Raw genomic sequence first — 24,849 nt, 5'->3', positions numbered from 1 at the left:
TATTTTTAATATCAGATAAAAATTGTCAGCAATTTTGGTATAAGAATGAAAAGAATCAGAAAGAAGATATAAACAAAAAAGTAAGGGATTACATCCTTTACAACAACTTCAAATTTTTCTTCTGCTATATTGCTGGCAATGAAAAGGTTGAGCCCCACAGGCGGAGTGAATTGTCCAACTGCAAGGGTAATAATGGTAAAGACTCCAAAGTAGATGGGATCAATGTGCATGGCATTGACAAGCCCGATCATTGTGGGAACAAAAAGCACAAGCGCTGCAACATTGTCCAGAAAAGTACCGATTACAAGGAGCATCCCCATGATAATAAACATGACCAGCATCTGACTGTCGGTCACACTCATGATAAAGGCTGCAAAATGCTGGGGAACCTGTTCTGCCGTTATGATAAAACCGAAAAGATTGGCGGTGCCCATTAAAAACATTATCAACGCTGCATTCTCAGACGTATTTTTCAGAATATTGAACAGGGTTTTTATCGTTAAGGTTTTATAAATAAAACATCCCACAATAACACCATACAGACAGGCAACTGCCGCAGATTCCGTGGCAGTAAAAGCCCCGGAGTATATGCCGCCCAATATTATCAAAGGCATGAGCAGGGCAAGCAGACTGTCCTTGATTACCTGTTTTTTCTTTTCCCTTGAAAGTTCTTGTTCACACTGGAACCCTTTTTTCTTGGCAATATAGTAGTTGAGTCCCATGATGGCCAGGCAGATCAACAGGCCGGGCAAAACACCGCAAAGAAAGAGATTGCCAATGGAAACGCCTGCAATTACCCCAAAGACAACCATTGTCAGACTTGGGGGAATAATCAGGCCCAGGGCACCTGAGGCTGCTATTACAGCAGCCGAATATGACCTGCTATACCCTTTTTTTATCATGGACGGGATCATTACCGTACCAATGGCAGCCGTGGTGGCAGGGGCTGATCCTGATATGGATCCAAAAAAAGCAGATGCGCCTGTTGCCATATGGGCAAGGCCTCCGGGGAATCTGCCAACCATGATGGCAGCCAGGCCCACAAGCCTGTCTGATATCTTGGCTTCAGCCATGATATTGCCTGCCAGTAAAAACATGGGTATGGCCATGAACGGGAAACTATTCATTCCATTAAACATTTTCTGGGCTAAAATAATAAACGGGATATTGCTGCCAAAATAGATTGCAATCAAAGAAGCAATCCCCAATGAAACGGCAATGGGCACTCCTAAAATAAGCATAATGAAAAAAAAGACGAATAAACTTGTAACCATAATATGCTCCTGTGTTTTCTATTTAGCCTTGTCTTGTTTGCCGACCATCTGTTCTAAAATGTAAAGAATTGATATTGCGGCACAAAATGGAATGGATGCCACAACATATCCTACCGGAATACCTGTTGATGGCGAGTTCTGGAGCATTGCACGTGTCGTTAATGCCCAACCCTGGCGTACCAGGATCACAAAAAATGCAAGTGTCAGCAAATAACAAATTTTATTGACTATCTTTGTTAAATTTGACGGCAATAATTCCACAAAATAATTTACAGCGATGTGGGTCTTGTTACGAACCGCAATGGTGGAGCCCAGCATGATAACCCAGACCATTGCATAAATCGATAATTCTTGGGTTTCACCAAGGGGGTTACCAAGAATATATCTAAAAAAGATCTGTGTAAGAACTAAAACAGTCATTATGCCCAATAATATGGCAGATAAAGTCTGTACCCAATTATTGAGCTTTCCCAGTAAGTCGGTTATTTTTTTCCCCATTTGAAATATTCCATGTGCTGTTAAAAGTTGATTCATCGGTAAGGGTATAAGATCCATTTGATTGTCAGGGCATACACTGCTGTTTTTTGCTTCAAACAGGGATCAAACAATTGTGATACTGCCCCTACCGATGATTATGTTTTATTTTTTCAATGTTTCAATTATTTCATCAATAATCTGGGCATTCAGCTTTTTTTTGTATTTTTCAATAACGGGTTTGACTGCATCCTGAAATGGTTTTTTATCTACGTCCAGAACTTCCATTCCGTTTTTAGCAACATCAATCCATTGCTGTTTTTCCATGTCTTCAACCATTTTGGTATGAATCGGCCCCATCTCTCTTGCCGTATCAAGAATTGCTTTTTGATACTCTTCCGGCATGCTGTCAAGCAATGCTTTGCTCATGACCAATGGTGAAGATAGATGAATGTGTCCTGTGCGGGATACATATTTCTGGACTTCATAAAATTTTTGGGTAAGAATATGGGCAGGCGGGTTCTCCTGACCATCTACTGTACCAAGTTGCAGGGCAGAGTATAATTCTCCAAATGAAATAACCGTGGGGCCTGCATTCAGGGTTTTGAAAGTATCAACAAATACTTCACCCTCGGGAACACGAATTTTTAATCCTTTCAGGTCTTCAGGAGTCTTGATAGGTCGTTTGCTGTTTGTGATATGGCGCATTCCATTTTCCCACCAGCCAATAACAACTGCTCCTAAGGGTTCAAGTTGTTTTGCCAGTTTGTCGCCAACAGGGCCGTCAAGGACCTTGCGTACTTCCCACATATCATTGAATAAAAACGGAAGGTTCAGAATACCCATATCCGGAACCCAGTTTGAAAGAACCGTGTCAGAAGCCAAAACCATATCCTGGGTTCCATACATACATCCTTCAACAGATTCCAATTGTTTACCCAACTGGTTGGCCGGGAAAACACTTATTTCAACCCCGCCATTGGTTTTTTGTGCAACAACTTTTGCAAATTGCAGACAAATCTCCTGATAATGGTGTGTGGGAGCACCCGTATGGCCGAGTTTAATTTTATAGGTTTTTTTTGCAAGAGCAGGCCCGCACAAAGTCAAACTAAATCCAAGAACAAAAATCAAAATTTTAAAAAAACATTTTTTCATAAAAATCTCCACTTTGTTAAAAAAAATTAATAAAAACGACAGCTTACCGCCATGCTTCCTTATTCTGAAAAATACCATATCATTTGCAAATAATAGAAGTCAACAAATATGGTGTCAGTTATCTCACATCAGACATCTGATGTCTTGAGCATTATGCATTTTCAGATGGCTTTGACCTATATTTGGAAACGAGAAATCCATTCATAATCGTAACAGGAAAAGGAAATAAAATCTGAAGTATTCCCCTTATGGATAAGACAATTGATCATTTGAAGGATTACAGACGACGGTTCCATACCGTATCATTCAATGAAACCAATAGCCCACTCTTCTATTCCATTCTGTCGGGGATACCACATATACTGTCCACCGATACTGTGTAGCTATCATGTTGAAGAATTATGGAGAAAAAGCCAGAAAAACGTGTCATGAGGTTCCACAAAAAGTTCATCCCCACCTGGTTCGACATACGCGTGCTATGCACCTCTACCAAAGCGAAATGCCTCTTTCATACATAGTGGAATTTTTGGGCCATGCAAACATCAACACTACTGAAATCTATGCTTCTGCAAATATAGCGATGCTACGCAAGGCTTTGGGAAAGGCAAATCCTGAGTTGGCTAATGAAATACCATTATGGAAGAATGAAAAAAATTTGAAAAAGCTTTCCAGGATGAAGTGTTAAAAATGCTCAAGAAAGAATGGTTTATGTCCCGACAGAAAAATCCGATGATGGTGTTGCCAAGGTCATTTACACATCCAAAGATAAAAAATCCAGAAAAGTTTTTACTACTTTGGACTGGCTTGCAAGACTGGTGACACATATTCCCGGAAGATACGAGCATACGGTTCGCTACTATGGCTATTTTTCGAACAAGTCCAGGGGTATGAGAAAAAAGGATCTAAATTGAAGCGTAAATTTGTGCGCTCCAAAGATGAGCAATCTGCTGGCTGGCACTATACCACCGTGATGGTATCCGGGTAAATCGTCAGGGATTCAAGTCCTGTTTCAGTCACCAGAAGGGTATTTTCTATTCCCACCACTCCTTGGCCCGGAAGAATCACCTTGGGCTCAAGAGCTATGAGCATACCCGCTTCAAGGGGCAGGGTCTGGCCCTTGGCAATAAAGGGGAACTCATCCAGTTCAATGCCAAGGCCGTGGCCGGTGAAGCGGATTTTCGGTTCTGCAGCGCCCATGAAACCATCTGCATATCCCTTGTCCCGGGCCATGGTCATCATGGATTCGTATACGTCTCCAGTGATTGCACCGGGCAGGGCCTGTTGTTTAACGGCTTCCTGGAGTTCAAGCATGGCCGTATGTGCCTGTTGCAGCTCCCGGGACACCTCGCCCAGGGAAAAGATTCTTGTATGGTCACTCAGATAACCGTCCAGGGCAAACACATAGTCCACCAAAATGGGTTCATTGGATTTTATGGGGGCAAAGGAGGGTCCCTGGCCCACATTGGGGTTAAGCCCTGCTCCGCCCGTGGGAGAGGCAAAGGCACCGGGGACGGCAGCACCGGCACCGCACATGATATGGCCGTAGAACAGGTAATTGTCCCACATGCGCATGCGGATCAACCCTTGGTGGCCAAGTTTTCGGGCATGGGCCTCCAGCATCCCGGCAAGTTCGACTTCCGTCATCCCTTCCCTGAGCAGCTCCGGCACCTTGGCCGCCACCCGGTCTGCCAAGACAGAGGCCTTTCTCACGCAATTTATTTCAAACTCGGATTTCACCGCCCGCTGGAGCCGGATAAGGGTGGAAATATCTATGATCTGAGTCCCGGAAAAAATCTGGCTGAACATGAGATACTGGTTGGCCGGCATCACATCCAGCTCCAGTCCCAGTTTCTCCGGAAGGGATATCCCAAGTCCGGTTAGGATATCTGGGATTTTTTTGGGACTGATCAGGGAAAGGATCTGTTCAAGGCCGGACTCAACCCGGGCCCGTTCAAGATCCTTGAAAACCATAAAAACAGGATCCCCCATGACCGGCACATAGAGCCAGCCCTGCTGGGTGGTACCGGAGTAATAGAAGAGATCTGCTTTCTGGACGATGAGGGCTCCGCAAAGATCCTGGTCGGATAGGATCTGCTGAAGCCCTTTTAACCTTGTTTCAAGCTCAGCTACAGGGATAAACCGGGTGTAGCGGGTACTAGGTATACTCATAGAACCCTTTACCGGTTTTTCTCCCCAGCCAGCCGACTTCAACATATTTTCTGAGCAAAGGACAGGGTCTGTATTTGGAATCCTTGAATCCGTCATAGAGGGTTTCCATGATGGCAAGACAGGTGTCCAGACCGATGAGATCTGCCAGGGCCAGGGGTCCCATGGGATGGTTCATCCCCAATTTCATCACCGTATCAATATCCTCGGCTTTTCCCACGCTCTGGTAGAGGCAGAAAATGGCTTCATTGATCATGGGCATAAGAATTCTATTGGCAATAAATCCGGGAAAATCATTGGCCTCTGCCGGGGTTTTATTGAAGCGTTCACACAACTCCCAGGTCAAATCAAATGTCTCCTGGGAAGTGGCAAGGCTCCGGATCACTTCCACCAATTTCATCACGGGAACAGGGTTCATGAAATGCATGCCGATTATTTTTCCCGGCCGGGAGGTTCTGGCGGCAATCCTGCCGATGGGGATGGAAGAGGTATTGGTGGACAAGATCACATGGGCGGGACAGATTTTGTCCAGATCCTCAAAAATTTTAAATTTCAGGTCTTCCCTTTCAACAGCAGCTTCCACAACAAAATCTACTCCTGCCATATCGGCAAGATCTGTGGTGGTCTCAATTCTTCCCAGAATCGCCTCTTTCTCACCGGCTTCCATTTTGCCCTTGGATACCATCCGGTCCAGGTTTTTGGCAATGGCGGCCATACCACGATCGCAAAAATCTTGTTTTATATCACTCATCAAAACCTTGAGTCCGCTGGCCGCTGCCACCTGGGCGATCCCGTTGCCCATCTGACCTGCGCCGATTACACCAAACTTTTCAACACCCATTTTTCTCTCCTTTTCCCATGCCCTTTTCAAATGGTTATAGAAAAAAGCATATTCTTTTATTTTAATTGTTCAGCAAAACTAGGACAAACCCATTACCGGTTCACAACCAGGGCCACGGCTTCGCCGCCCCCCAAACAAAGGGATGCAAGCCCTGTTTTTAAATCCTGCTTTTCCATTTCATAGAGCAGGGTGGTCAGCACCCGGGCGCCAGAACAGCCAATGGGATGCCCCAGGGCCACACTGCCGCCGTTGACGTTTACGCGGGCAGTATCCAGTTCCAACACCTTGTTGATCCCTACGGAAGATCCGGAAAAGGCCTCGTTGATCTCAAACAGATCAATATCGGAAAGGTTAAGCCCCTGTTTTTTCAACACCTTGGGGATGGCGTAAATGGGCGCCATGAGAACATATTTCATGTCAATACCAAAGGAGGCCTGGGCACCGATTTCGGCCAGAATGGTACAGCCCAGTTCCCTGGCCTTTTTCTCGCTCATGATCACAAGAGCTGATGCACCGTCAGAAATTATGGAGGCATTGCCCGCGGTGCCCAACCCGTCTTTTTTAAAGGCAGCCCTCATCTTGGCCAAGGCTTCATAGCTTGAATCCTGGGGACATTCATCTGTATCAAAAAGAATGGGATCCCCTTTTCTCTGGGGCAAGCTGACCGGCACAATCTCATCCTTGAACCGACCGGTGGCCACGGCCGCATTGGCCCTTTTGTAAGACTCGGCCGCAAACCTATCCTGGTCTTCCCTTGACACCGCCCAGCGCTCGCAGCAAAGTTCATTGGACATGCCCATGTGAAAGTCATTGACAATATCCCAGAGTCCATCGTGGACCATATGATCTTCAATCTTCCCGGGCCCCATGCGATGGCCCCACCGGGCCTTGTCCATGTAATAAGGGGCCATACTCATGTTTTCCATGCCGCCGGCCACCACCACCTCGGCGTCCCCGCAGCGTATGGCCTGGGCAGCCAGCATCACGGCCTTGAGGGATGATCCGCAGACCTTATTAATGGTGATGGCTTCCACTTCCCATGGAAGACCTGCTTTAACAGCAGCCTGTTTGCCCGGGTTCTGGCCGTACCCGCAGGGCAGGACCATTCCCATGATGCATTCGTCAACTTCTTTGTCCTCTATATTGGCCCGCTTAATGGCTTCTTTGATCACGATGGCACCCAGATCCGTGGCACCTATTTTACTCAATCCTCCGCCAAAACTGCCCAGGGGGGTTCGTGTTGCGCTGACGATAACTGCTTTATTCATTGGGATATTCTCCTCTATTAAAACTCTTGTAATTTTTCAAATAAACCCACAATTTTTACATATTTCTTCTATATTTACCACCCACTTCATACAAGGCCTGGGTAATGGTGCCAAGAGAACAGCAGCGGACCGCTTCCATGAGCTGGGCAAACATATTCCCTCCGTTCAGGGCGGTGAGTTTGAGTGCCTCAAGGGCTTGTTCCGATTCATTTTCGTGGGTGGTTTTAAAGGAGGCCAACCGTTCCAGCTGCGCGTCCTTCTGGTCATTAGTGGACCGGGACAATTCCAGATGATTGGCCATATCCGCATAATCGGCATCCGGGTCCTCAAAGGTGTTCACCCCGACCAGGGGAAGTTTTCCTGAATGTTTCAAATGTTCGTAATACATGGACTCTTCCTGGATTTTACCCCGCTGGTAACCAGTTTCCATGGCACCCAGGACCCCGCCCCGTTCGGTGATCCGGTCAAACTCAACAAGCACCGCCTCTTCCACCAAATCTGTCAGTTCATCCACGATAAAGCTGCCCTGGAGGGGGTTTTCAGTCTTGGCAAGCCCCCATTCCCGGTTGATGATCAACTGGATGGCCAGGGCCCGCCTGACAGATTCCGCCGAAGGCGTGGTAATGGCCTCGTCAAAGGCATTGGTGTGAAGGGAGTTGCAATTATCATAAATCGCACACAACCCCTGGAGGGAGGTTCGGATATCATTAAATTGAATATCCTGGGAATGAAGAGAGCGGCCCGATGTCTGGATATGGTACTTGAGCTTTTGACATTTTTCATTCCCCCCGTATTTGTTCTTCATGGCCACGGCCCATATCCTTCTTGCCACACGTCCTATCACCGTGTACTCAGGATCCATCCCGTTGGAAAAGAAAAAAGAGAGGGAGGGAGCAAACTCATTGATATCCATACCCCGGGATAAATAATACTCCACATAGGTAAACCCGTTGGCCAGGGTCAGGGCCAATTGGGTAATGGGATTGGCACCGGCTTCGGCAATGTGATACCCGGAAATGGAGACCGAATAAAAATTTCTCACCTGGTTGTCAATAAAGTATTGCTGAATATCCCCCATCATCTTCAGGGCAAATTCAATGGAGAAAATGCAGGTATTTTGGCCCTGATCTTCCTTTAAAATATCGGCCTGAATCGTTCCCCTGACATTGGACAGGGCAAATTGTTTAATCTCTGCTGCTTCTTTTCCCGAAGGTTCCCTGTCATTTTCCTGGCGAAATTTTTCCATCTGCTGATCAATGGTCGTGTTCATGAACATGGCCAGCATCATGGGAGCCGGTCCGTTTATGGTCATGGAAACCGAAGTGTTGGCAGCGCACAGATCAAACCCGTCATAGAGAAGTTTTACATCCTCCAATGTACAGATACTCACCCCGGAGGTACCAATTTTTCCATAAATATCGGGCCGCCGGTCCGGGTCAAACCCGTAAAGGGTTACTGAATCAAAGGCCGTGGACAATCGCTTGGCAGGATAGGTTCCGGATAAAAGCTTGAACCGGCGATTGGTGTCGGCAGGTCCGCCCTCCCCTGCAAACATTCTTGTGGGGTCCTCATCGGCCCGTTTCAAGGGAAACACACCGGCGGTATAGGGGAAATACCCTGCAAAATTTTCCCTGCGCATCCAGTCATATTGCTCGCCGGGATCTGAGAAACGCGGCAGGGCAATCTTGGGTATCGTTGAATGGGACATGGACTGGGTGTTCAGGGGCAAGCGAAATTCCTTGTCCCTGACATGATATACCAATTCATCCTTTTCATACTGCTTTGAGCAATGCTTGTAATCCGCCAGAATCTGGTCCGTCTCCCCTTCCACAAGCAGGCTTGCCTGGGTGACAGCATCCTTGAGCCGGGTCAGCCCGGTAAGTTCAGACTCCCCAAGGACCTTGGCGGTCTCCAGCAGATGCCATCGCTGTCTCACGGCATCGGATTGGCTCTCAGTCACCCTGTGATATTCCCGGATGGTGTCGGCGATTTCCGCCAGGTACCGGGTTCTCTCTCCAGGAATAATAATTGTCTTGGATGAAGATTCCTTGGAATCAGACCGGGGAATATTAGATTCGTATCGAATCTGTTTTTTCTCTTCAATCACATCCAGCAGACCATGGTAGAGAGCTGTGATACCATCATCATTAAATTTTGAGGCTATGGTCCCGTACACGGGCAGATCTTTGGGGGCTGTATTCCAGGCTTTTCTATTTCTCTGGACCTGTTTTCGCACATCCCGCAGGGCATCTTCAGACCCTTTTTTTTCATATTTATTCACCACCACGATATCGGCATAATCCAGCATATCAATCTTTTCCAGCTGGGAAGGCGCACCGAACTCTGCGGTCATCACATAGATAGACATGTCCACCAGGTCCACCACCCGGGAATCCCCCTGGCCAATGCCCGCGGTTTCCACAAGGATGATGTCATATCCGGCTGCCTTGGCCACGGCCACGGCATGGGGAAGGGCTTCGGGCAATTCTGTCTGGGAACGCCGGGTGGCAAGGGATCGCATATACACCCGCCCTGTTTCTATGGAATTCATGCGAATCCTATCCCCCAGAAGAGCGCCCCCGGTCTTGCGCCGGGAGGGGTCACAGGAAATAATGGCGATGTTCACATCACTAAGATCCCGCAGGATCCGGTTGATCAGTTCATCGGTCAAAGAAGATTTCCCGGCACCGCCGGTACCGGTGAGCCCGATGATGGGAACATTCCGTCCCTTACCCATCTTGTGGATACGGGACATGATTTTTTCTAACTTGTCCTTAGAGGAAACACAGGCTTCCTGAACGGCTGAAATAAAGTTGGCAGTTACATATTTGTTGTCAATGCTCAGCTCTGCATAGTCCAGGGTATCAAAATTAACAAATGGGTTATCCATTGCCTGGATCATATTATTAATCATTCCCTGGAGCCCAATTTTGGCACCGTCTTCAGGGGAATAGATCCGGGTAACGCCATAGGCATGGAGTTCATCCATTTCCGAAGGAATAATCACCCCGCCGCCGCCCCCAAATATTTTAATGCGGGATGCCCCCCGTTCTTTTAAAAGGTCCACCATGTATTTAAAATATTCCACATGACCGCCCTGGTAACTGGAGACAGCAATTCCCTGGGCGTCTTCTTCAATGGCGGCATCCACCACTTCCTTTGCGGATCGGTTATGACCAATGTGAATCACCTCAACCCCGGAATCCTGTAAAATCCGACGCATGATATTAATCGAGGCATCATGGCCGTCAAACAGAGAGGTGGCGGTTACGATTTTAACGGAATTGATGGGTTTATATACTTCAGCTTCTGGGTTCATAACTTCTCCTTTTCGAAAAACCGAGAGTTTGATTAAACTAAACAGAGTTTATAATATATGTACTGCCACATAAAATAAAAAAAATAAATACAAATTTTAACTTTTTTAGAAGATGAGTCCCAGAATAAAATCGGTTTGAATGGAGATATATTCATCAATGGTGAATTCTTTTTTCAAATGCCAGCGGCGAAAGGCCCACATCTGCCCCAGAACAGAGATATTGTGGCCCACAAGATTGAGTATTTTTCCAGAAAGTTTTGGAAAATTATTTTTACCCGACAGCTGCCCCAAAGTCTTGATAAAGATATCTGTAATGTTCAATTCATTGACCAGCACCTGCTCCTTCCATTTATGCGGCAAAAACTGGGTGACCTGGTACATCATCAAAATGTGGTCTGCCATCCTATCGCAGACATAAAAATATTGTCGGATCACCTCGGCCAGCTGCTCTCTTTCCTTTGCAGTGTTGGACAATGCATCTTCAACCGCATCCTGAACCTCCTCGTGGATGGCTTTGCAGACCAGATACAGCAGATCTTCCTTTGAACTGACATATTCATACAAAGACCCGATGGAAAAACCGGCAGCCTTGGCAATCATCCGGGTGGTGGTTTTATGGTAGCCGTGCTCTATAAAAAGGGTGACCGTTGAATCGATAATATGCCGCCGCCGTTCCCGGACCAGCTCCGGGTTCTTTATCTGGGTGGGGACCTCTTCGTCAATCGCTGGAATTGATTCCTGATTTATTTTAGCCAAACTTCTACTCCTTTACTGCATAGGTTCAAGTTTATCCTTTTTCCAGCTACTAACACTCTTGAACGAGCGCTCAGTCATATATTTTTGTCATTTATTCAATGGGTTGTCAAGCACAATAACCACCTCTTTTGCCATAAAGAGGATCCCGGGCATTCCAAGGCTTATTGGGGGACAGTGACGTGGGCGACAAAGATATTTATTTTGTCTTTTCCCTGGAATTTGCCGCATACAACAAACGTCGGATGGAATGATTAAAGGCTTTGATGGAGATCGGTTTCATGAGAAATTCGTCGATCATGGTGCCTGTGGTGTTGCTTTTGAATATTTTTTCGCTGAACCCGGTGCACAGGATAACCGGAATATCCTGCCGAAGATCCTTGATATAGCTGGCCAGAATATCTCCGGTCATGTTGGGCATTGTCATATCGGTAATCACCAGGTCAAAGGCCCCGGGATTGTTTTCCGGTATCACCGACAGGAAGGTATGATAATCCCGCCAGTCAAACTCAGGCGTAATGGCCGTGATCTGGTCAATGTAGGGAAACTGGATTGAGGTGTTGGTGATGTCCTGATAGTAGATCCAGGCCGTATCCAGAAACCGTCTCTATCGATCCCAAATTCCTGGGTCCTGAACCAACCCTGGATATCCTCATGATTTGCCCGGGTTTCAGAAAACAGGATATGGGCCAACCGCTGAAGTTCATGCAGGGCATCGGTACAGCTTTTAATATTAGCCCCCAATGAAGCTGTCGTCTGTTTGACCTGGTTTTGAATAGGACTGTCTTCGAGCATGACACCTCCTGTATATTCTCCACTGCTCCGGGAAGGCAGGGGACTTTTGGTAGATACCGTTAAAAACAAATAGTGTCAAGAACCCCAGCTTTGAGCTAGGGGGTTTCTCGACATGGACAAAGAAAAAAATCAATGATACAAAGAACGCCGACAATAATAATGAACAAACAAGAACCAAGTTTCGGAGTAAAACATGACCACCGAAGTTGACAGGCTGATCAAGATACTGGAAAACATTTCCCTGGGCGATTACTCCAACGATATCATGGCCTTCACAACCGGGGGGCATAGCAAGAGCATCCACCGCATCGCCGAGGCCGTGGGCATGATGATGGTCAAAATAGAGACCAGGGAATTTGGGCTCCGGCTCATGGTGGAACAACTACAAGAACTGAATGAAAAAATCAAGGCAAACACCCTCCAGACCGTTGGATCCATTGCAAAGGCCCTGGGAGCAAGAGACAAATACACCCAAGGCCATGCAGAGCGAGTGGCTTCCTATTCCAAACGCTTGGCCCGCCGCCTGGGTCTGTCCAAACAAGACACCCACGACATTCAGGTGGCAGGCGTGCTTCACGATATCGGTAAGATTGGTTTCTCTGACAAGGTCTTTGAAAACGCTGACACAAAGGTCTCCGATGAAATATTCGCAGAAATCCGCCAACATCCTATTCGGACCCGCCAGATTCTGCAGGGATTGGACTTTCTTGGCCCTGCCGTTGAATATGCCGCGGCCCATCATGAAAAAATTGACGGCACCGGCTACCCCGAAGGACTTGCGGGAGACCAAATTCCTCTGGGGGCCAAAATCCTTGCCGTGGCCGACTGTTTCGATGCCATCACCACCACCCGCTCCTATCAGGCCGCCCGGAGCACGGAAAAAGCCTTGAAAATCCTAAAAAAAATCAGCGGAAACCACCTTGACCCCTCCCTGGTAGAAACCTTTTCCGAGGAAATCCGGGAAAACGGTATGGAGACCAACACATAAAAATACCGTCGGTGGATGAATAATCTCATTTAACAATCTCATTTAACAATGAACACAGGGCATTCGGACTTATGCAATACCTGGTGGGCCACACTGCCCAGGAACAACCCTTCAAAATTTGAGACCCCCCGGGATCCCATGACGATTAAATCCATGTCCTCTAACCGGACAATATCCGCAATGGTACTTCCCGGCAGCCCTTCCAGAATTCTGACCTCATAGTCCACCCCACTTTCTTCCAGAATCTTTTCAAAGGGTTTTATCAACGCTTCGGATGTTTTCATGATTTCATCGATTGCCTGCTGGAAATAGGGCTCGGACAATACCACGGGGAATCGACTGTGGCAGTGTAAAAGCACAATTTTGGATTTAAATTGTTTGGCCAGTTCAATGGCAGCCAAGGTTGAATTCATGGAGTGTTCTGACCCGTCAACCGGGTTCAATATTTTTTCAAACTTCATTACGCCCCCTTTCCGGTAGCATATCAACCGGATACTATGGATTTAGCTCCTGCTAACAATAATATTATAACGCTTTGTCGGGATGATTAAAATTGTTTTCTTTTAAAAAAAAAACCTAACCCCCATTCTGAAGTTACAACCCCTTTTTCCATATCTCTTTACTTGTGCTATTTTGGGCATACAAAATTTTCCCCTTGCATCGGCACGTTTCTAACGTATTACGCCCGCACCTATTTTTTTCCCGCCATGGATAAAAATTGTTTGACAAAATAATTGCTTTAAATATAGTATCTTAAAAATAGACTGAGCGCTCGATCAGTTTTTTCCGATATCCCGAGTACAAGAGCTGAAGCCTATATGCAAAAATTATAGTTAACCCATAAATATGAAGGAGGCAAAGGGTGGATTTTGACCTTACCAAAGAACAGGAGATGATCCGTAAGGAAGTCAGAAAGTTTGCCCAAAAAGAGATTGCCCCCATTGCAGCTGAGCTGGATGAACGAGAAGAATTCTCAAGCAAGCTCACCCGCAAAATGGGAGAAATCGGTCTTTTCGGAATGTTTGTTTCAGAAGAATATGAAGGCCAGGCAATGGACTATATCTCTTATATCATTGCTGTGGAAGAGGTCGCAAGGATAGACGGCTCCCAGGCAGCCACCATTGCAGCGGGCAACTCCCTTGGGATCGGTCCGATTTACTATTTTGGCACAGAAGAACAAAAGCATAAATACCTGCCAAAGCTCTGCGCAGGAGAAGGATTGTGGGGATTCGGTCTCACCGAGCCCACGGCCGGGTCCGATGCAGGAGGAAGTAAAACAACGGCAGTTCTAGACGGAAATGAATGGGTAATCAACGGATCCAAAATCTTTATCACCAATGCCGCCTGTGACATGACCATGGGCGTCACGGTCCAGGCCATCACCGGCACCCGTGACAATGGGAAGCCTGAATATTCGTGTATCCTGGTAGAAGCTGGCACACCCGGGTTTAAAGCAATTCCCATGCACAAAAAAATGATGTGGCGAGCCTCCAACACGGCAGAACTTTATTTTGACGATGTAAGGGTCCCTAAAGAAAACATTCTGGGCAAAAAGGGGGACGGCTTCCACCAGATGCTGTCCACCCTGGACGGGGGAAGACTTTCCATCGGATCCATGGGCCTGGGCGGCGCCCAGGGTGCCTATGATCTGGCCCTTAAATATGCCAAAGAAAGACAGCAATTTGGCCAGCCCATTTCCAAATTCCAGGCAATTGCCTTCAAACTGGCTGATTCTGCCATGGAAATCGAATGCGCCAGAAACCTTTTGTACAAAGCCTGCTGGCTAAAGAGCAACCATAGGCCCTATGAAAAGGAAGCAGCCATGGGCAAGCTTTATTGCTCCGAGGTCATGGGTCGGGTGGCGAACCATGCGGTCCAGATCCATGGGGGATATGGTCTCATGAAAGAATACAATGTGGAAAGATTTTACAGGGACCAGAAACTTCTTGACATAGGCGAAGGGACCTCAGAAGTACAACGACTTGTTATTGCAAGATATATCGGCTGTTAAGCTGTTTTAATGGAGACAAATATGAACAATGAACCGCTTTTGCTGGCAGAGGAAAAAAATCAGGCAATCCTCTTGACGCTGAACCGCCCCAGGGTAATGAATAGTCTGAATTTTGACCTGCTGTATGCCCTCAAGGACGAAATAGAAGCCCTGCAATACAGAACCGACATCCGGTGCCTCATTATAACCGGTGCCGGAGAACGCTCCTTTTGCGCCGGGGCCGACTTAAAGGAAAGGGCCACTCTGGCCCCGGATGAGGTAAAACGCTTCATCCTCACCATCCGCAATCTCTTAACTGCCATCCAGAATCTTCCCCTGCCCGTCATCGCCGCCATTAACGGGATCGCCCTGGGCGGGGGGACCGAAGTGGCCCTGGCGTCAGACATCAGAATTGCTTCGGACACCGCCTCCATGGGACTCACCGAGGCACGGCTTGCCATTATCCCCGGCGGCGGCGGTACCCAGCGGCTGCCCCGAATCATCGGGGTGGCAAAGGCCAAGGAGTTAATTTTTACGGGCCGGCGGGTCGCTGCAGCAGAGGCCCTGGACATCGGTCTTGTCAACCAGGTGGTCCCCCAGGCGAAACTTTTGGATGCCTGCATGGAAATGGCCGGCATGATCGCCCAGACCGGACCCATTGCCGTGGAAATGGCCAAGTATGCCATTGACAAGGGCATTGAAACCGACCTTGCCACGGGTCTTGCCATTGAATCCAATGCCTATCGGGTGACCATCCCCACCGAAGATCGGGTGGAGGGGCTCACAGCCTTCAGAGAAAAAAGAAAACCAGTATATAAAGGGAGATAAAATAACCCATGACTGAAACAAGTACATTTTGGGAAAACGAAGAAGCAACTCTTTCGGCCCGCCAGCAAGAGGCCATCTGGCCCGGGGGCCAACGAGCCATCGATACCCTGGCCAAACGAAACAAACGTCCGGTCAGGGAATTGATCACAGACCTCATTGATCCGGACACGGCGTTTTTTGAACTGTCAATGCTTGCCGGATTTGGCATGGGCTATCCCGGTGTAGACGATGTGGCCTGTGCCGGCATTGTCACCGGCATCGGAAAAGTCCACGGAAACTGGACCATGATAATGGCCAATGATGCAAGGGTCAAGGCGGGCACCTATTTTCCCATCACCTTGAAAAAACATATGCGGGCCCAGGCCATTGCGGAAAACTGCGGTCTTAACTGCATCTATATTGCCGATTCCGGCGGGGTGTTTCTGCCCATGCAGGCAGAAGTGTTCCCCGATGACCAGCACTTTGGTTCCATCTTTTACAATATGGCCCGGATGTCGGCAAAAGGACTGCGCCAGGTAACGCTTAGCACCGGCGGCAACACCGCAGGCGGCGCCTATATTGTCTTCATGGCCTGTGAATCCATTATGATCGACCAGCAGTCCTTTTCCTTTTTGGGGGGACCGCCTTTGGTAAAAATGGCCACGGGCGAAGAGATTTCGGCCGAAGCCCTGGGAGGCGCCAAAGTTCACACCCAGGTGTCCGGCGGGGCAGACCATCTGTGTACCGACCAGACCCAGGCCATCAGTCGTGTCAGGGAACTGCTCTCCCTGACACGTCCCCAGGCGCTCAACCTGCACCGGTATCCGGTTCAAGAGCCCCTCGCCAAAGAATCCCTCTATGAGGTTCTGCCCACCTCTCCCCACAAGGGACTCAACGGTTATAAAGTCATCCAGGCAATTGCCGACGGATCTGAATTCATCGAGACCAAGAAAAACTTTGCCCCGGGACGGGGATCCAATATTCTCACAGGAAAAATCCGGATACAGGGGTTACCGGTGGGTGTCGTCTGCTCCAACGGCGCCGGCATCATCTTCCATGAAGCCGCCAAAAAAGTTGCTGAATGGGTGGTCAGATGCTCCTATGAACGAATCCCTCTGCTCTTTATTCAGAGTTCCCCGGGTTACATGATCGGGTCCGAGTCTGAACATGCCGGCATTGGAAAATTTGGCGCCGACATGGTAAGGGCGGTCTCCTGTGCCCAGGTTCCAAAGATTCAACTGGTCATAGGACCTGACAATGGGGCGGCCAACTATGGCATGTGCGGCCGGGCCTATAAACCCCATTTTCTTTTTTCCACCATGCGGGCCCGAACCGGTGTCATGAGCGGCAAAAGCGCCGGCGGCGTTCTGCTCCACATTGAGCAAGCCAAGCGCAAGGCCAAGGGCACTCCCATGACCACAGATGAGATAACCGCCTTCCAGCAGCGAATGATCGACAAATATGACGGGGAGGCCCATCCCTTTTTCTGCGCCTCCAGACTTTTTAACGACAGAGTCCTTAAATTTTCAGAAATAAGGGACTGGCTCGGCATGGCATTTGAGGTCAGCCTCATTAAACCCATTGGCGATGCCACCTTTGGAAATTTTAGATTTTAGCCAAATTTTAAAAAAAGGACTAAAAAGGAGAACCCCATGACAGAATATGATTATTGGAAAATTTTCCCCAGGATGCCCCGAAAAGTTACGATTGGCGATATCACGGTAAGAGACGGATTCCAGCATTTGGAAAAATTCATTTCCACCCAGGCAAAGATCACCTATCTTGAGGAATTGATATTTGCCGGATGCCGGAACATTGAGGTAACCAATCTTGGTAACCCCAGAAGCATGCCCCAGTTTGCCGATGCAGAAGACTTGCTGGCCCATTTAAGATCGAATAATTTTGTATCCCGGGCCGCCAAAAAGGGAATCGACATGAAGGATGTGGTCCTCACGGCCATCACCATCAGGGAATCGGCCGTGGACCGTGCCATTGAACTTAAAAGCCGCGGCGTCGGCCCGGACAGGCTTTTAATGATGGTCTCCACAGAAGAACAGCACCATTTTGCCAATTCCGGCACAAGTCTGCCCAATTATTGGGCGGAAGCAGCCCGGTGCATCGACAAATGCAGGGCAGTGGGGCTTAAAATGTGCGGCACCGTCTCAACCATCTGGGGCAGCCCCATTGGCGGGGCCACGGACATGCAAGACGCCGTGGAATTCTCCAAACACTGGCTTTCCATAGGGGCCAGTGACATTGAACATGCCGACCATGACGGATCCGCATCTGCCGCCGACGTGTACCGGTATTTTTCCATGATTTTAGATGAGATCCCGGATACAAGCCTGCACATCGCCCATTTCCATGAAACCAAACGGGTGGCGTCTGCTTCTGTCCTGGCCGCACTCCAGGCCGGCATCTGCCATTTTGAAGCCACCCTTGGGGGACTTGGGGGCCAACCGGCTAATTTCATGGATGATCGGCCCATCAAGGGAACCGGAGATTACTATTATGATGACCCCCGGTATGTGGGCCTGGTATGCCTGGAAGATACCCTTGTACAAATTGACGAAATGGGTATAGAACATGGATATGATATTGACCGGATCCTCTGGCTTGGCAAACAATTAGAAAGAACCGTGGGGCACAGGCTTCGCAGTGACGCCATCATTAACGGCCGCACCCTGAAAGAAGGTCATATGGAGTATGCCAGGCCAGGGCTTGCCAAATTAAAAGAGCGCTTGGGTGAAGCACCAGATCAAAACTTTCCCAAAATTTAGATCTGAACAGCGGATCTATCAAATTTAGATCGAACCATTAGATGAAACCAAAGGAGATGGCATGAAAGAAAAAGAAAACATCCCCCATATCAATGTAGACTATTTTGAAGACCTCACCGAAAATATTGACACTGGTAAAATAGGGGAAGTGGAAGAAGTGGGAGCCCGTATCCAGCAGCTGAGAAAAGAAAAGGGGATCTCCCTTGAAGACCTGTCCAGCCTCACCGGCTTTGATGTCTCCCGTCTGGAAGATATTGAAACCGGTAAAGAACAACCCCAGCTGGGCACGGTGATGAAGCTTTCCAAGGCCCTGGATTCTGCTGTGGGACGTCTTGTTTCCGGCATTGGCACCAAGCTCTATTCCATCACCCGGAAAAATGACAGAAAACAGGTGGTCAGAACGGCTTCCAAAACCAGCAAAAAAAATGTTTACTCCTATATGAGCCTGGCCCCGGAAGTCCAGGGGCGACACATGGAAGCCCTCATCGTCCAATTGGAAAAAAACGAGGAGAAAGAAGTTTCCGTACACAACGGAGAAGAATTTGTCTTTGTTCTGGAAGGGGTTGCCAACCTGACCATTGCCAATGAATCCTATGATCTTGAACCCGGAGACAGCGCCTATTATCTTTCCACCACATCCCATTATATCACGGCAAAAACCCAACGCGCTACCATCCTTGCCGTCCTATATGAATAAGGAGGTAAACAGCAATGAAAATTCCACTGTGGCAGCCATCTGAACCGAGAATAAAAAACACCAATATGTACCGGTTTATGACCCTGGTGAATGAACGCTTCAACAAAAAGTTTACAGAATACACAGATCTTTGGGAATGGTCGGTTGAAAACCTGGAGGATTTCTGGTCAACGGCCTGGGAATTTTTAGATATAAAGGCGTCTGTTCCCTATACCAAAGCCATTGACAACCCGGATAAAATGCCCGGGGCCAAGTTCTTTACCAACAGCAAACTCAATTTTGCCCAGAATCTCCTGCAATTCAGGAATGACCGGCCAGCCCTTGTTTTCCGGGGAGAAGATTCTGTCCGCCGAACCCTGACCTACAACCAGCTCTATGATGAAGTGGCAAAAACAGCTGCCTCCCTGCGAGCCATGGGGATCTCAAAGGGTGACCGGGTGGTGGGATTTGTCCCCAATATGCCCGAAAGCATCATTGCCATGCTGGCAGCCGCAAGCCTCGGCGCCATCTGGTCCTCCTGTTCGCCTGATTTTGGAATTAAAGGGGTATTGGACAGGTTTGGACAGACCCGGCCCAGGGTATTGTTCACAGCTGACGGCTATTTTTTCAAGGGGAAACCCCTGGACAGTATCCAGCGCATCGCAGGCATTGTAAAGGAACTGCCCTCCATTGAAAAAATAGTGGTCATTCCCTATACAACAGCAAAACCCGATATTTCCGCTTTGCCCAATGCCGTTCATTTTGCCGATTTCAAAGACCCGGATGCCACGCAGATTGAATTTACCCAAATGGATTTTGATGATCCCCTGTATATCATGTACTCCTCGGGCACCACAGGGCTTCCCAAATGCATGGTACAAAGTGGCGGCGGGGTCCTGCTCCACCAAAAGAAAGAACTGGTCCTCCATACGGATTTAACCGAAGCGGACACCATTTTTTATTTTACCACCTGCGGATGGATGATGTGGAACTGGCTCACCTGCTCTTTGAGTGTGGGGGCCACCATCATCCTCTTTGACGGCAACCCATTTCACCCGCAAGCCGATGCCCTGTGGAAAATGGCAGAAGAAGAAAAAGTCACGGTCTTCGGCACCAGTGCCGGTTATATTGAAGCCCTGAAAAATGCCGGGGTCAAACCAAAAGAACAATTTGATCTTTCTTCCCTCAAAGCGGTTCTTTCCACCGGCTCTCCCCTGTCAGATGAAAACTTTGAATTTGTCTATGCCCATGTGAAAGAAGATCTGCTCCTGGCTTCCATTTCCGGTGGATCCGACCTTAACGGATGTTTTGCCCTGGGCAATCCCATGGGAGCAGTTTACACAGGAGAGCTCCAATGCCGGGGCCTTGGCATGAAGGTGTATGCCTATGATGATGACGGAAAACCGGTGGTGGATCAACAGGCAGAACTTGTCTGCTGCGCGCCCTTCCCTTCCATGCCCATATATTTTTGGGGGGATACCGACGGCAGCAAATACCATTCTGCCTATTATGACCAATATCCCGGTATCTGGGCCCATGGAGATTTTATCCAGGTCACCTCCCGGGGCGGGGTCATCATGTTCGGAAGATCGGACACCACCTTGAACCCCGGGGGGGTCAGAATTGGTACAGCGGAAATCTATAGACGCCTGGATGCCATGGAAGAACTGGAAGACTCAGTGGTGGTGGGCCAATCCTGGAAAAATGATGTAAGGGTGATCCTCTTTGTTAAAATGGCCCAAGGATTTGAACTTACCGAGGAACTGGAAAAGAAAATCAGGAATGACATCCGGGCCAATGCCTCCCCCCGCCACGTGCCGGCCAAGATCATTGAGACCCCTGACGTTCCCTATACATTGAACATGAAAAAAGTGGAACTGGCCGTCAAAAAAATGATTGAAGGCAAGGAAGTCAAAAACAAAGATGCCCTTAAAAATCCGGACTCCCTTGATTTTTTTGCAAATCTTGAAGAACTAAAAGACTGATCCAAAAACCCAATGGCCGGAACAAAGGGGTACCTCCTTTGTTCCAGCCTAAAAAAGTCCAAAGGCCATGCATGGAATCCCCTGTAGAAGACCATTATCATTCCCAGAATCTATCCCAAAGAATTCAAGACGCCTTAACTTTATCGGATAAACCCACAACCCCCCTGGACACAAAACACCTGGCAGCCGTGGACCAGCTCCATACAGGGGGCGCCCCTGGCACCCTAAGGCTTCTGGAAAAAACAGATTTTTCAAAAAAAAATGGCACCAAAAATGTCCATATTCTGGATGCCGGATGCGGGCTTGGCGGTTCTTCCAGGCTTTTGGCCAAAACCTTCCAATGGCGTGTCACCGGTATTGATCTTGCCCCAGCCTTTATTGAAACAGCAGGGGATATAACCCGCTGGTGTGAACTGGATTCTTTCATTGATTATAAGCTGGGCTCTGTACTAAACATGCCCTTTAAAACAGACACCTTTGATGCGGTTCTCTGCCAGCATATTCTCATGAACATCCAGGACAAACGAACCGCCCTTGAAGAATTTTACCGGGTTTTAAAGCCCGGGGGAAGTCTCATTCTCCATGAAATTTTCCAGGGGGAAAACAAGGCAATCGCCCTGCCCGTTCCCTGGGCCGGTGACCCGGGTATTTCTTTTCTTTTGCCCTGGGAAGAATTTAAGTCATTCCCTGGTGGCCCGGGCTTTACTCTGGATCATTTCTCAGATGAGACCCAAAGTGCCTTGGCATGGTGGCAAATGGTCCAGGCCGCAGGAGCGAACAAAAAGCCCCGCCCCTTAAGTCCCCACCTTGTCTTTGGCCCCAATGCTGCTTTTTTTGCCATCAACATGGAAAATAATTTCAAAAATAATTCCATCCAATGTATTGAAGCTGTCTATAAAAAAAGCTAATATAGAAATCAAAAAAAGGAGAATCACATGATATCAAAAAAATTGGAAGAGGCTATTAACAACCAGATAAACCGGGAACTTTTCTCAGAATACTACTATCTTTCCATGGCATCCTATTTCAGCTCCACCGGGTTGAGCGGGTTTGAAAATTTTTTCCTGGTTCAGGTGGAAGAAGAACGGTTCCATGCCATGAAAATGTACCGGTTTCTCAATGAACGGGGAGGCCGGGTATTTCTCCAAGAAATTGAAGCGCCCAAAACTGAGTTTAACTCTCCTTTGGATGTGTTTGAACTGGCCTATGGTCATGAGCAACTGGTTTCCATCCTGATCAACAACCTCATGGACCTGGCCATCCAGGAAAATGACCATGCCGCAAAACGCCATTTTGACTGGTTTGTGGAAGAACAAGTGGAAGAAGAAGCCTCCATGGAAACCATTCTCAATAAACTTAAACTGGTCAAAGGAGAAGGACACGGCCTGCTCATGATGGACAATGAGTTGGCCCAGAGGGTCTTTACCCCCCCTGTGAAATAAAACTATGCACCCTTTCCATGAACAGCTGCCACCTGAGCTGCTGCCCCAGACCAAGGTGATTGTGGATCTTGGAGCAGTGGCTCATAATATCAGGGCATTAAAAGGGCTTTTATCCGAAAAAACAAAGTTTATGGCCGTGGTCAAGGCAGATGCCTATGGGCACGGAGCCGTCCAAATTGCCCGGACTGTCCTTGAAAACAGGGCCGATTGGCTGGCAGTTGCAAGGATTTCTGAAGTGATTGAACTTCGGGAGGCCGGCATTGATGCCCCCATCCTTTTGTTCGGAGATGTTCTGCCCGATCAGGTGCCCTACCTTGCGGCCCATGATATCCGGGTTACCCTTACCTGCCTTGAAACTGCCCGAATCATTGCCGCAGCAGCAAAAGAAAACAACGATACCCTGAAGGTTCATATCAAGGTGGACACGGGCATGGGCCGTTTAGGGCTTCTCCATGATCAATTGGCCACCCCGGACCAATTCGTAAAACCCGACAACAGCCTTGCCTCCCCCTTGCAATGCAGCGAGGAGATATTGGCAATCCACAACCTAAAGGGCATTGAAATAGAAGGGATATACACCCACCTGGCCAATGCAGACGCCAGGGACAAGGCCCATTCCCAGCGCCAGATATCCCGCTTTGGATGCCTTGTCAAGGAACTGGCTCAAAAGGGACTGACTCCGCCAATGATCCATGCAGCAAATTCAGCCGCCTTGATTGACATGCCCCAGGCCCACTTTAACATGGTCCGCCCCGGCATTGCCATATACGGACTATGGCCGTCGGGAGAAACAGACCATACCCGGAGTTACCTGAAACCGGCCATGTCCATCCGATCAAAAATCATCCATTTAAAAAAGGTATCCAAGGGATTCAAAATCTCTTACGGCTCCACCCATGTCACCCAGAATTCCACTTGTATTGCAACCATCCCCATTGGATACGCAGACGGATACAACCGCCAACTTTCCGATCAAGGAGAAATGATTGTCAGGGGATCAAGAGCACGCATCACCGGCAGGGTCTGTATGGATCTCACCATGATTGATGTGGGCCATATCCCCGGCTGTCGCCTGGGAGATGAGGTGGTGGTCATGGGGTCCCAAGAGAACGAAACCATCTCTGCCGACGATATTGCACGAACCATCGGCACCATCAATTATGAAATCACATCATCGTTGACCAAACGGATGCCCATCTGCTACATCCATCCAAAAAACGAATAAGATGCTGTCTATTTGTTTTTTTAGATTTTAGATTTTTGTTATAACATGGGCTAAACAAAATCATTCAAGGTTGTTTCAAATGCATTCTTAAGCATATCATTAATCAAAGAATCAACCTGTTCACCGATGGCTTTGAGCATACCACTGACACTGGTCCCTTCTTCATCTGTATTTGCCTGCGTATCTGTTTTATCCATATCCGATATGTTTTTTTGAAGCTGCTCAAACAACGAGATCAGAGGCTGCTGAGCCTTGGCCAGCGATTTTTCTTCCTGTTTCTCCAGGAACTGGGCCATTCTGTCAGCAAAGCCATTCATATGGTTAGACCGTTGGGAATTTTCAGAGCGAGAAATTTTCGCATCTGGATCAGAGGCCGACAATGGGTTGCTTGCCACAGAGCTTGTTTGTTCAGTCATGGAATAGGAGCGCTCATAGGAAATATCAGCTGAATACATGGAAACAGACGAATAATTGCCCATGGCCATGGCCTGTGCAACAGCCTCTTCCATATCCCCTTGCACCACTTCGGCAACGATCCCGTCAACGCCCTTCACAATGGCTTCAATATCCGCAAGTTCCTGTTCATTTAAATCCCCCTGAACGGAAAAAGAGAACTGATCCCCTGTCGTAAGCGTAATTTCCCGGGTGTGCTGGGTGATCAGCGCATTTCCGGTATCGGTTTGAATTTCTCCCCTGCTATTGTATTCAGACGAATTAAATTGAGCAAAACGACTTGAAGACAGGGTGACGATATCCCCCTCCCGGGTCTTTATGGTCAGGCCGGTATCAAGGCTTTCATAGGCATTGACGGTTTGTCGGCTGGAATTGCCTGAAAATTGGGTATTCTGCAAATTTCCCCGGTCCGGTGACAGCCCTGTTGTTGAGGTTTCAGGTATGCTGTTCATTGGATG

Annotated in this window: 24 protein-coding genes; 12 read left to right on the top strand and 12 right to left on the bottom strand. The window is 48.1% G+C overall.

The genetic code is table 11. The annotated features are described in order from the left end of the window. Nucleotides 1–11: 11 nt before the first annotated feature. The 3 genes from ACZ45G_RS02605 to ACZ45G_RS02595 form a co-directional block, all read right to left on the bottom strand. Nucleotides 12–1,274 carry a TRAP transporter large permease gene (locus tag ACZ45G_RS02605; RefSeq protein ID WP_464175100.1) on the bottom strand — a complete coding sequence of 421 codons (1,263 nt, stop codon included), beginning with the start codon at nucleotides 1,272–1,274 and terminating at the stop codon, nucleotides 12–14. A gap of 18 nt (nucleotides 1,275–1,292) precedes the next feature. Further along, nucleotides 1,293–1,772 carry a TRAP transporter small permease gene (locus ACZ45G_RS02600; protein ID WP_464175098.1) on the bottom strand — a complete coding sequence of 160 codons (480 nt, stop codon included), beginning with the start codon at nucleotides 1,770–1,772 and terminating at the stop codon, nucleotides 1,293–1,295. A 141-nt stretch (nucleotides 1,773–1,913) separates the two neighbouring features. Beyond that, nucleotides 1,914–2,903 (bottom strand): TRAP transporter substrate-binding protein, encoded by a 990-nt coding sequence (locus ACZ45G_RS02595; RefSeq protein WP_464175097.1) that lies wholly within the window; start codon nucleotides 2,901–2,903, stop codon nucleotides 1,914–1,916. 388 nt (nucleotides 2,904–3,291) lie between these two features. On the opposite strand from ACZ45G_RS02595, the gene ACZ45G_RS02590 reads away from it, so the two are divergent. Both ACZ45G_RS02590 and ACZ45G_RS02585 read left to right on the top strand, forming a co-directional pair. Beyond that, a complete protein-coding gene (locus ACZ45G_RS02590; protein WP_464175096.1) occupies nucleotides 3,292–3,588 on the top strand; it encodes a tyrosine-type recombinase/integrase in 297 nt (98 codons plus the stop codon). A gap of 16 nt (nucleotides 3,589–3,604) precedes the next feature. Then, nucleotides 3,605–3,814, top strand: coding sequence for a transposase (locus ACZ45G_RS02585; RefSeq protein ID WP_464175095.1), 210 nt, complete (start codon nucleotides 3,605–3,607; stop codon nucleotides 3,812–3,814). A 46-nt stretch (nucleotides 3,815–3,860) separates the two neighbouring features. On the opposite strand, the gene ACZ45G_RS02580 is transcribed toward ACZ45G_RS02585, so the two are convergent. The 7 genes from ACZ45G_RS02580 to ACZ45G_RS02550 all read right to left on the bottom strand — a co-directional run bounded on the left by ACZ45G_RS02580 (nucleotide 3,861) and on the right by ACZ45G_RS02550 (nucleotide 12,045). Beyond that, complete coding sequence (locus tag ACZ45G_RS02580; protein WP_464175094.1) at nucleotides 3,861–5,072, bottom strand: M24 family metallopeptidase; 1,212 nt, start codon at nucleotides 5,070–5,072, stop codon at nucleotides 3,861–3,863. Beyond that, nucleotides 5,059–5,910, bottom strand: coding sequence for a 3-hydroxybutyryl-CoA dehydrogenase (locus tag ACZ45G_RS02575; protein WP_464175093.1), 852 nt, complete (start codon nucleotides 5,908–5,910; stop codon nucleotides 5,059–5,061). Before ACZ45G_RS02575 ends, ACZ45G_RS02580 begins: the two co-directional genes overlap by 14 nt. Before the next feature lie 92 nt (nucleotides 5,911–6,002). Next, a complete protein-coding gene (locus ACZ45G_RS02570) occupies nucleotides 6,003–7,178 on the bottom strand; it encodes an acetyl-CoA C-acetyltransferase (protein WP_464175092.1) in 1,176 nt (391 codons plus the stop codon). A gap of 55 nt (nucleotides 7,179–7,233) precedes the next feature. After that, the gene (gene icmF / locus ACZ45G_RS02565) at nucleotides 7,234–10,497 is read right to left on the bottom strand and encodes a fused isobutyryl-CoA mutase/GTPase IcmF (RefSeq protein WP_464175091.1); all 3,264 of its coding nucleotides are present in this window, start codon (nucleotides 10,495–10,497) and stop codon (nucleotides 7,234–7,236) included. A gap of 105 nt (nucleotides 10,498–10,602) precedes the next feature. Beyond that, nucleotides 10,603–11,253 (bottom strand): TetR/AcrR family transcriptional regulator, encoded by a 651-nt coding sequence (locus ACZ45G_RS02560; RefSeq protein WP_464175090.1) that lies wholly within the window; start codon nucleotides 11,251–11,253, stop codon nucleotides 10,603–10,605. Nucleotides 11,254–11,449: 196 nt separating this feature from the next. Continuing rightward, a complete protein-coding gene (locus ACZ45G_RS02555) occupies nucleotides 11,450–11,689 on the bottom strand; it encodes a response regulator (RefSeq protein ID WP_464179841.1) in 240 nt (79 codons plus the stop codon). Nucleotides 11,690–11,721: 32 nt separating this feature from the next. Further along, nucleotides 11,722–12,045 carry a hypothetical protein gene (locus ACZ45G_RS02550; protein ID WP_464175089.1) on the bottom strand — a complete coding sequence of 108 codons (324 nt, stop codon included), beginning with the start codon at nucleotides 12,043–12,045 and terminating at the stop codon, nucleotides 11,722–11,724. 193 nt (nucleotides 12,046–12,238) lie between these two features. On the opposite strand from ACZ45G_RS02550, the gene ACZ45G_RS02545 reads away from it, so the two are divergent. Continuing rightward, nucleotides 12,239–13,033, top strand: a complete 795-nt coding sequence (locus tag ACZ45G_RS02545) for an HD-GYP domain-containing protein (protein WP_464175088.1) — start codon at nucleotides 12,239–12,241, stop codon at nucleotides 13,031–13,033. Nucleotides 13,034–13,071: 38 nt separating this feature from the next. Here the strand turns inward: ACZ45G_RS02545 and ACZ45G_RS02540 are convergent, their stop codons facing one another. Continuing rightward, nucleotides 13,072–13,494, bottom strand: coding sequence for a universal stress protein (locus ACZ45G_RS02540; protein WP_464175087.1), 423 nt, complete (start codon nucleotides 13,492–13,494; stop codon nucleotides 13,072–13,074). Nucleotides 13,495–13,895: 401 nt separating this feature from the next. Between ACZ45G_RS02540 and ACZ45G_RS02535 the strand changes: the two genes are divergently transcribed. From ACZ45G_RS02535 to alr, 9 genes are all read left to right on the top strand, one after another. Beyond that, nucleotides 13,896–15,044, top strand: a complete 1,149-nt coding sequence (locus tag ACZ45G_RS02535) for an acyl-CoA dehydrogenase family protein (protein ID WP_464175086.1) — start codon at nucleotides 13,896–13,898, stop codon at nucleotides 15,042–15,044. Nucleotides 15,045–15,065: 21 nt separating this feature from the next. Beyond that, on the top strand, nucleotides 15,066–15,851 hold the full coding sequence (locus tag ACZ45G_RS02530) for an enoyl-CoA hydratase-related protein (protein ID WP_464175084.1): 786 nt from the start codon (nucleotides 15,066–15,068) through the stop codon (nucleotides 15,849–15,851). 8 nt (nucleotides 15,852–15,859) lie between these two features. Continuing rightward, nucleotides 15,860–17,446 carry an acyl-CoA carboxylase subunit beta gene (locus ACZ45G_RS02525; RefSeq protein ID WP_464175083.1) on the top strand — a complete coding sequence of 529 codons (1,587 nt, stop codon included), beginning with the start codon at nucleotides 15,860–15,862 and terminating at the stop codon, nucleotides 17,444–17,446. Nucleotides 17,447–17,482: 36 nt separating this feature from the next. Further along, nucleotides 17,483–18,610 (top strand): beta/alpha barrel domain-containing protein, encoded by a 1,128-nt coding sequence (locus ACZ45G_RS02520; protein WP_464175082.1) that lies wholly within the window; start codon nucleotides 17,483–17,485, stop codon nucleotides 18,608–18,610. A gap of 61 nt (nucleotides 18,611–18,671) precedes the next feature. After that, a complete protein-coding gene (locus tag ACZ45G_RS02515; RefSeq protein ID WP_464175081.1) occupies nucleotides 18,672–19,307 on the top strand; it encodes a helix-turn-helix domain-containing protein in 636 nt (211 codons plus the stop codon). 14 nt (nucleotides 19,308–19,321) lie between these two features. Next, the gene (locus tag ACZ45G_RS02510; RefSeq protein ID WP_464175080.1) at nucleotides 19,322–21,271 is read left to right on the top strand and encodes an acetoacetate--CoA ligase; all 1,950 of its coding nucleotides are present in this window, start codon (nucleotides 19,322–19,324) and stop codon (nucleotides 21,269–21,271) included. A gap of 71 nt (nucleotides 21,272–21,342) precedes the next feature. Continuing rightward, complete coding sequence (locus tag ACZ45G_RS02505; RefSeq protein WP_464175079.1) at nucleotides 21,343–22,179, top strand: class I SAM-dependent methyltransferase; 837 nt, start codon at nucleotides 21,343–21,345, stop codon at nucleotides 22,177–22,179. Between the two features lie 27 nt (nucleotides 22,180–22,206). Further along, the gene (locus ACZ45G_RS02500; RefSeq protein ID WP_464175078.1) at nucleotides 22,207–22,713 is read left to right on the top strand and encodes a ferritin; all 507 of its coding nucleotides are present in this window, start codon (nucleotides 22,207–22,209) and stop codon (nucleotides 22,711–22,713) included. A 4-nt stretch (nucleotides 22,714–22,717) separates the two neighbouring features. Further along, nucleotides 22,718–23,938, top strand: a complete 1,221-nt coding sequence (gene alr, locus ACZ45G_RS02495; RefSeq protein ID WP_464175077.1) for an alanine racemase — start codon at nucleotides 22,718–22,720, stop codon at nucleotides 23,936–23,938. A 50-nt stretch (nucleotides 23,939–23,988) separates the two neighbouring features. On the opposite strand, the gene ACZ45G_RS02490 is transcribed toward alr, so the two are convergent. Then, a complete protein-coding gene (locus tag ACZ45G_RS02490) occupies nucleotides 23,989–24,843 on the bottom strand; it encodes a hypothetical protein (RefSeq protein WP_464175075.1) in 855 nt (284 codons plus the stop codon). Nucleotides 24,844–24,849 lie beyond the last annotated feature (6 nt).

The sequence above is a fragment of the Desulfoconvexum algidum genome (assembly GCF_055382125.1).
Note: the sequence above shows the minus strand (reverse complement) of the source record. Positions and strands in the feature narration are given on the sequence as shown.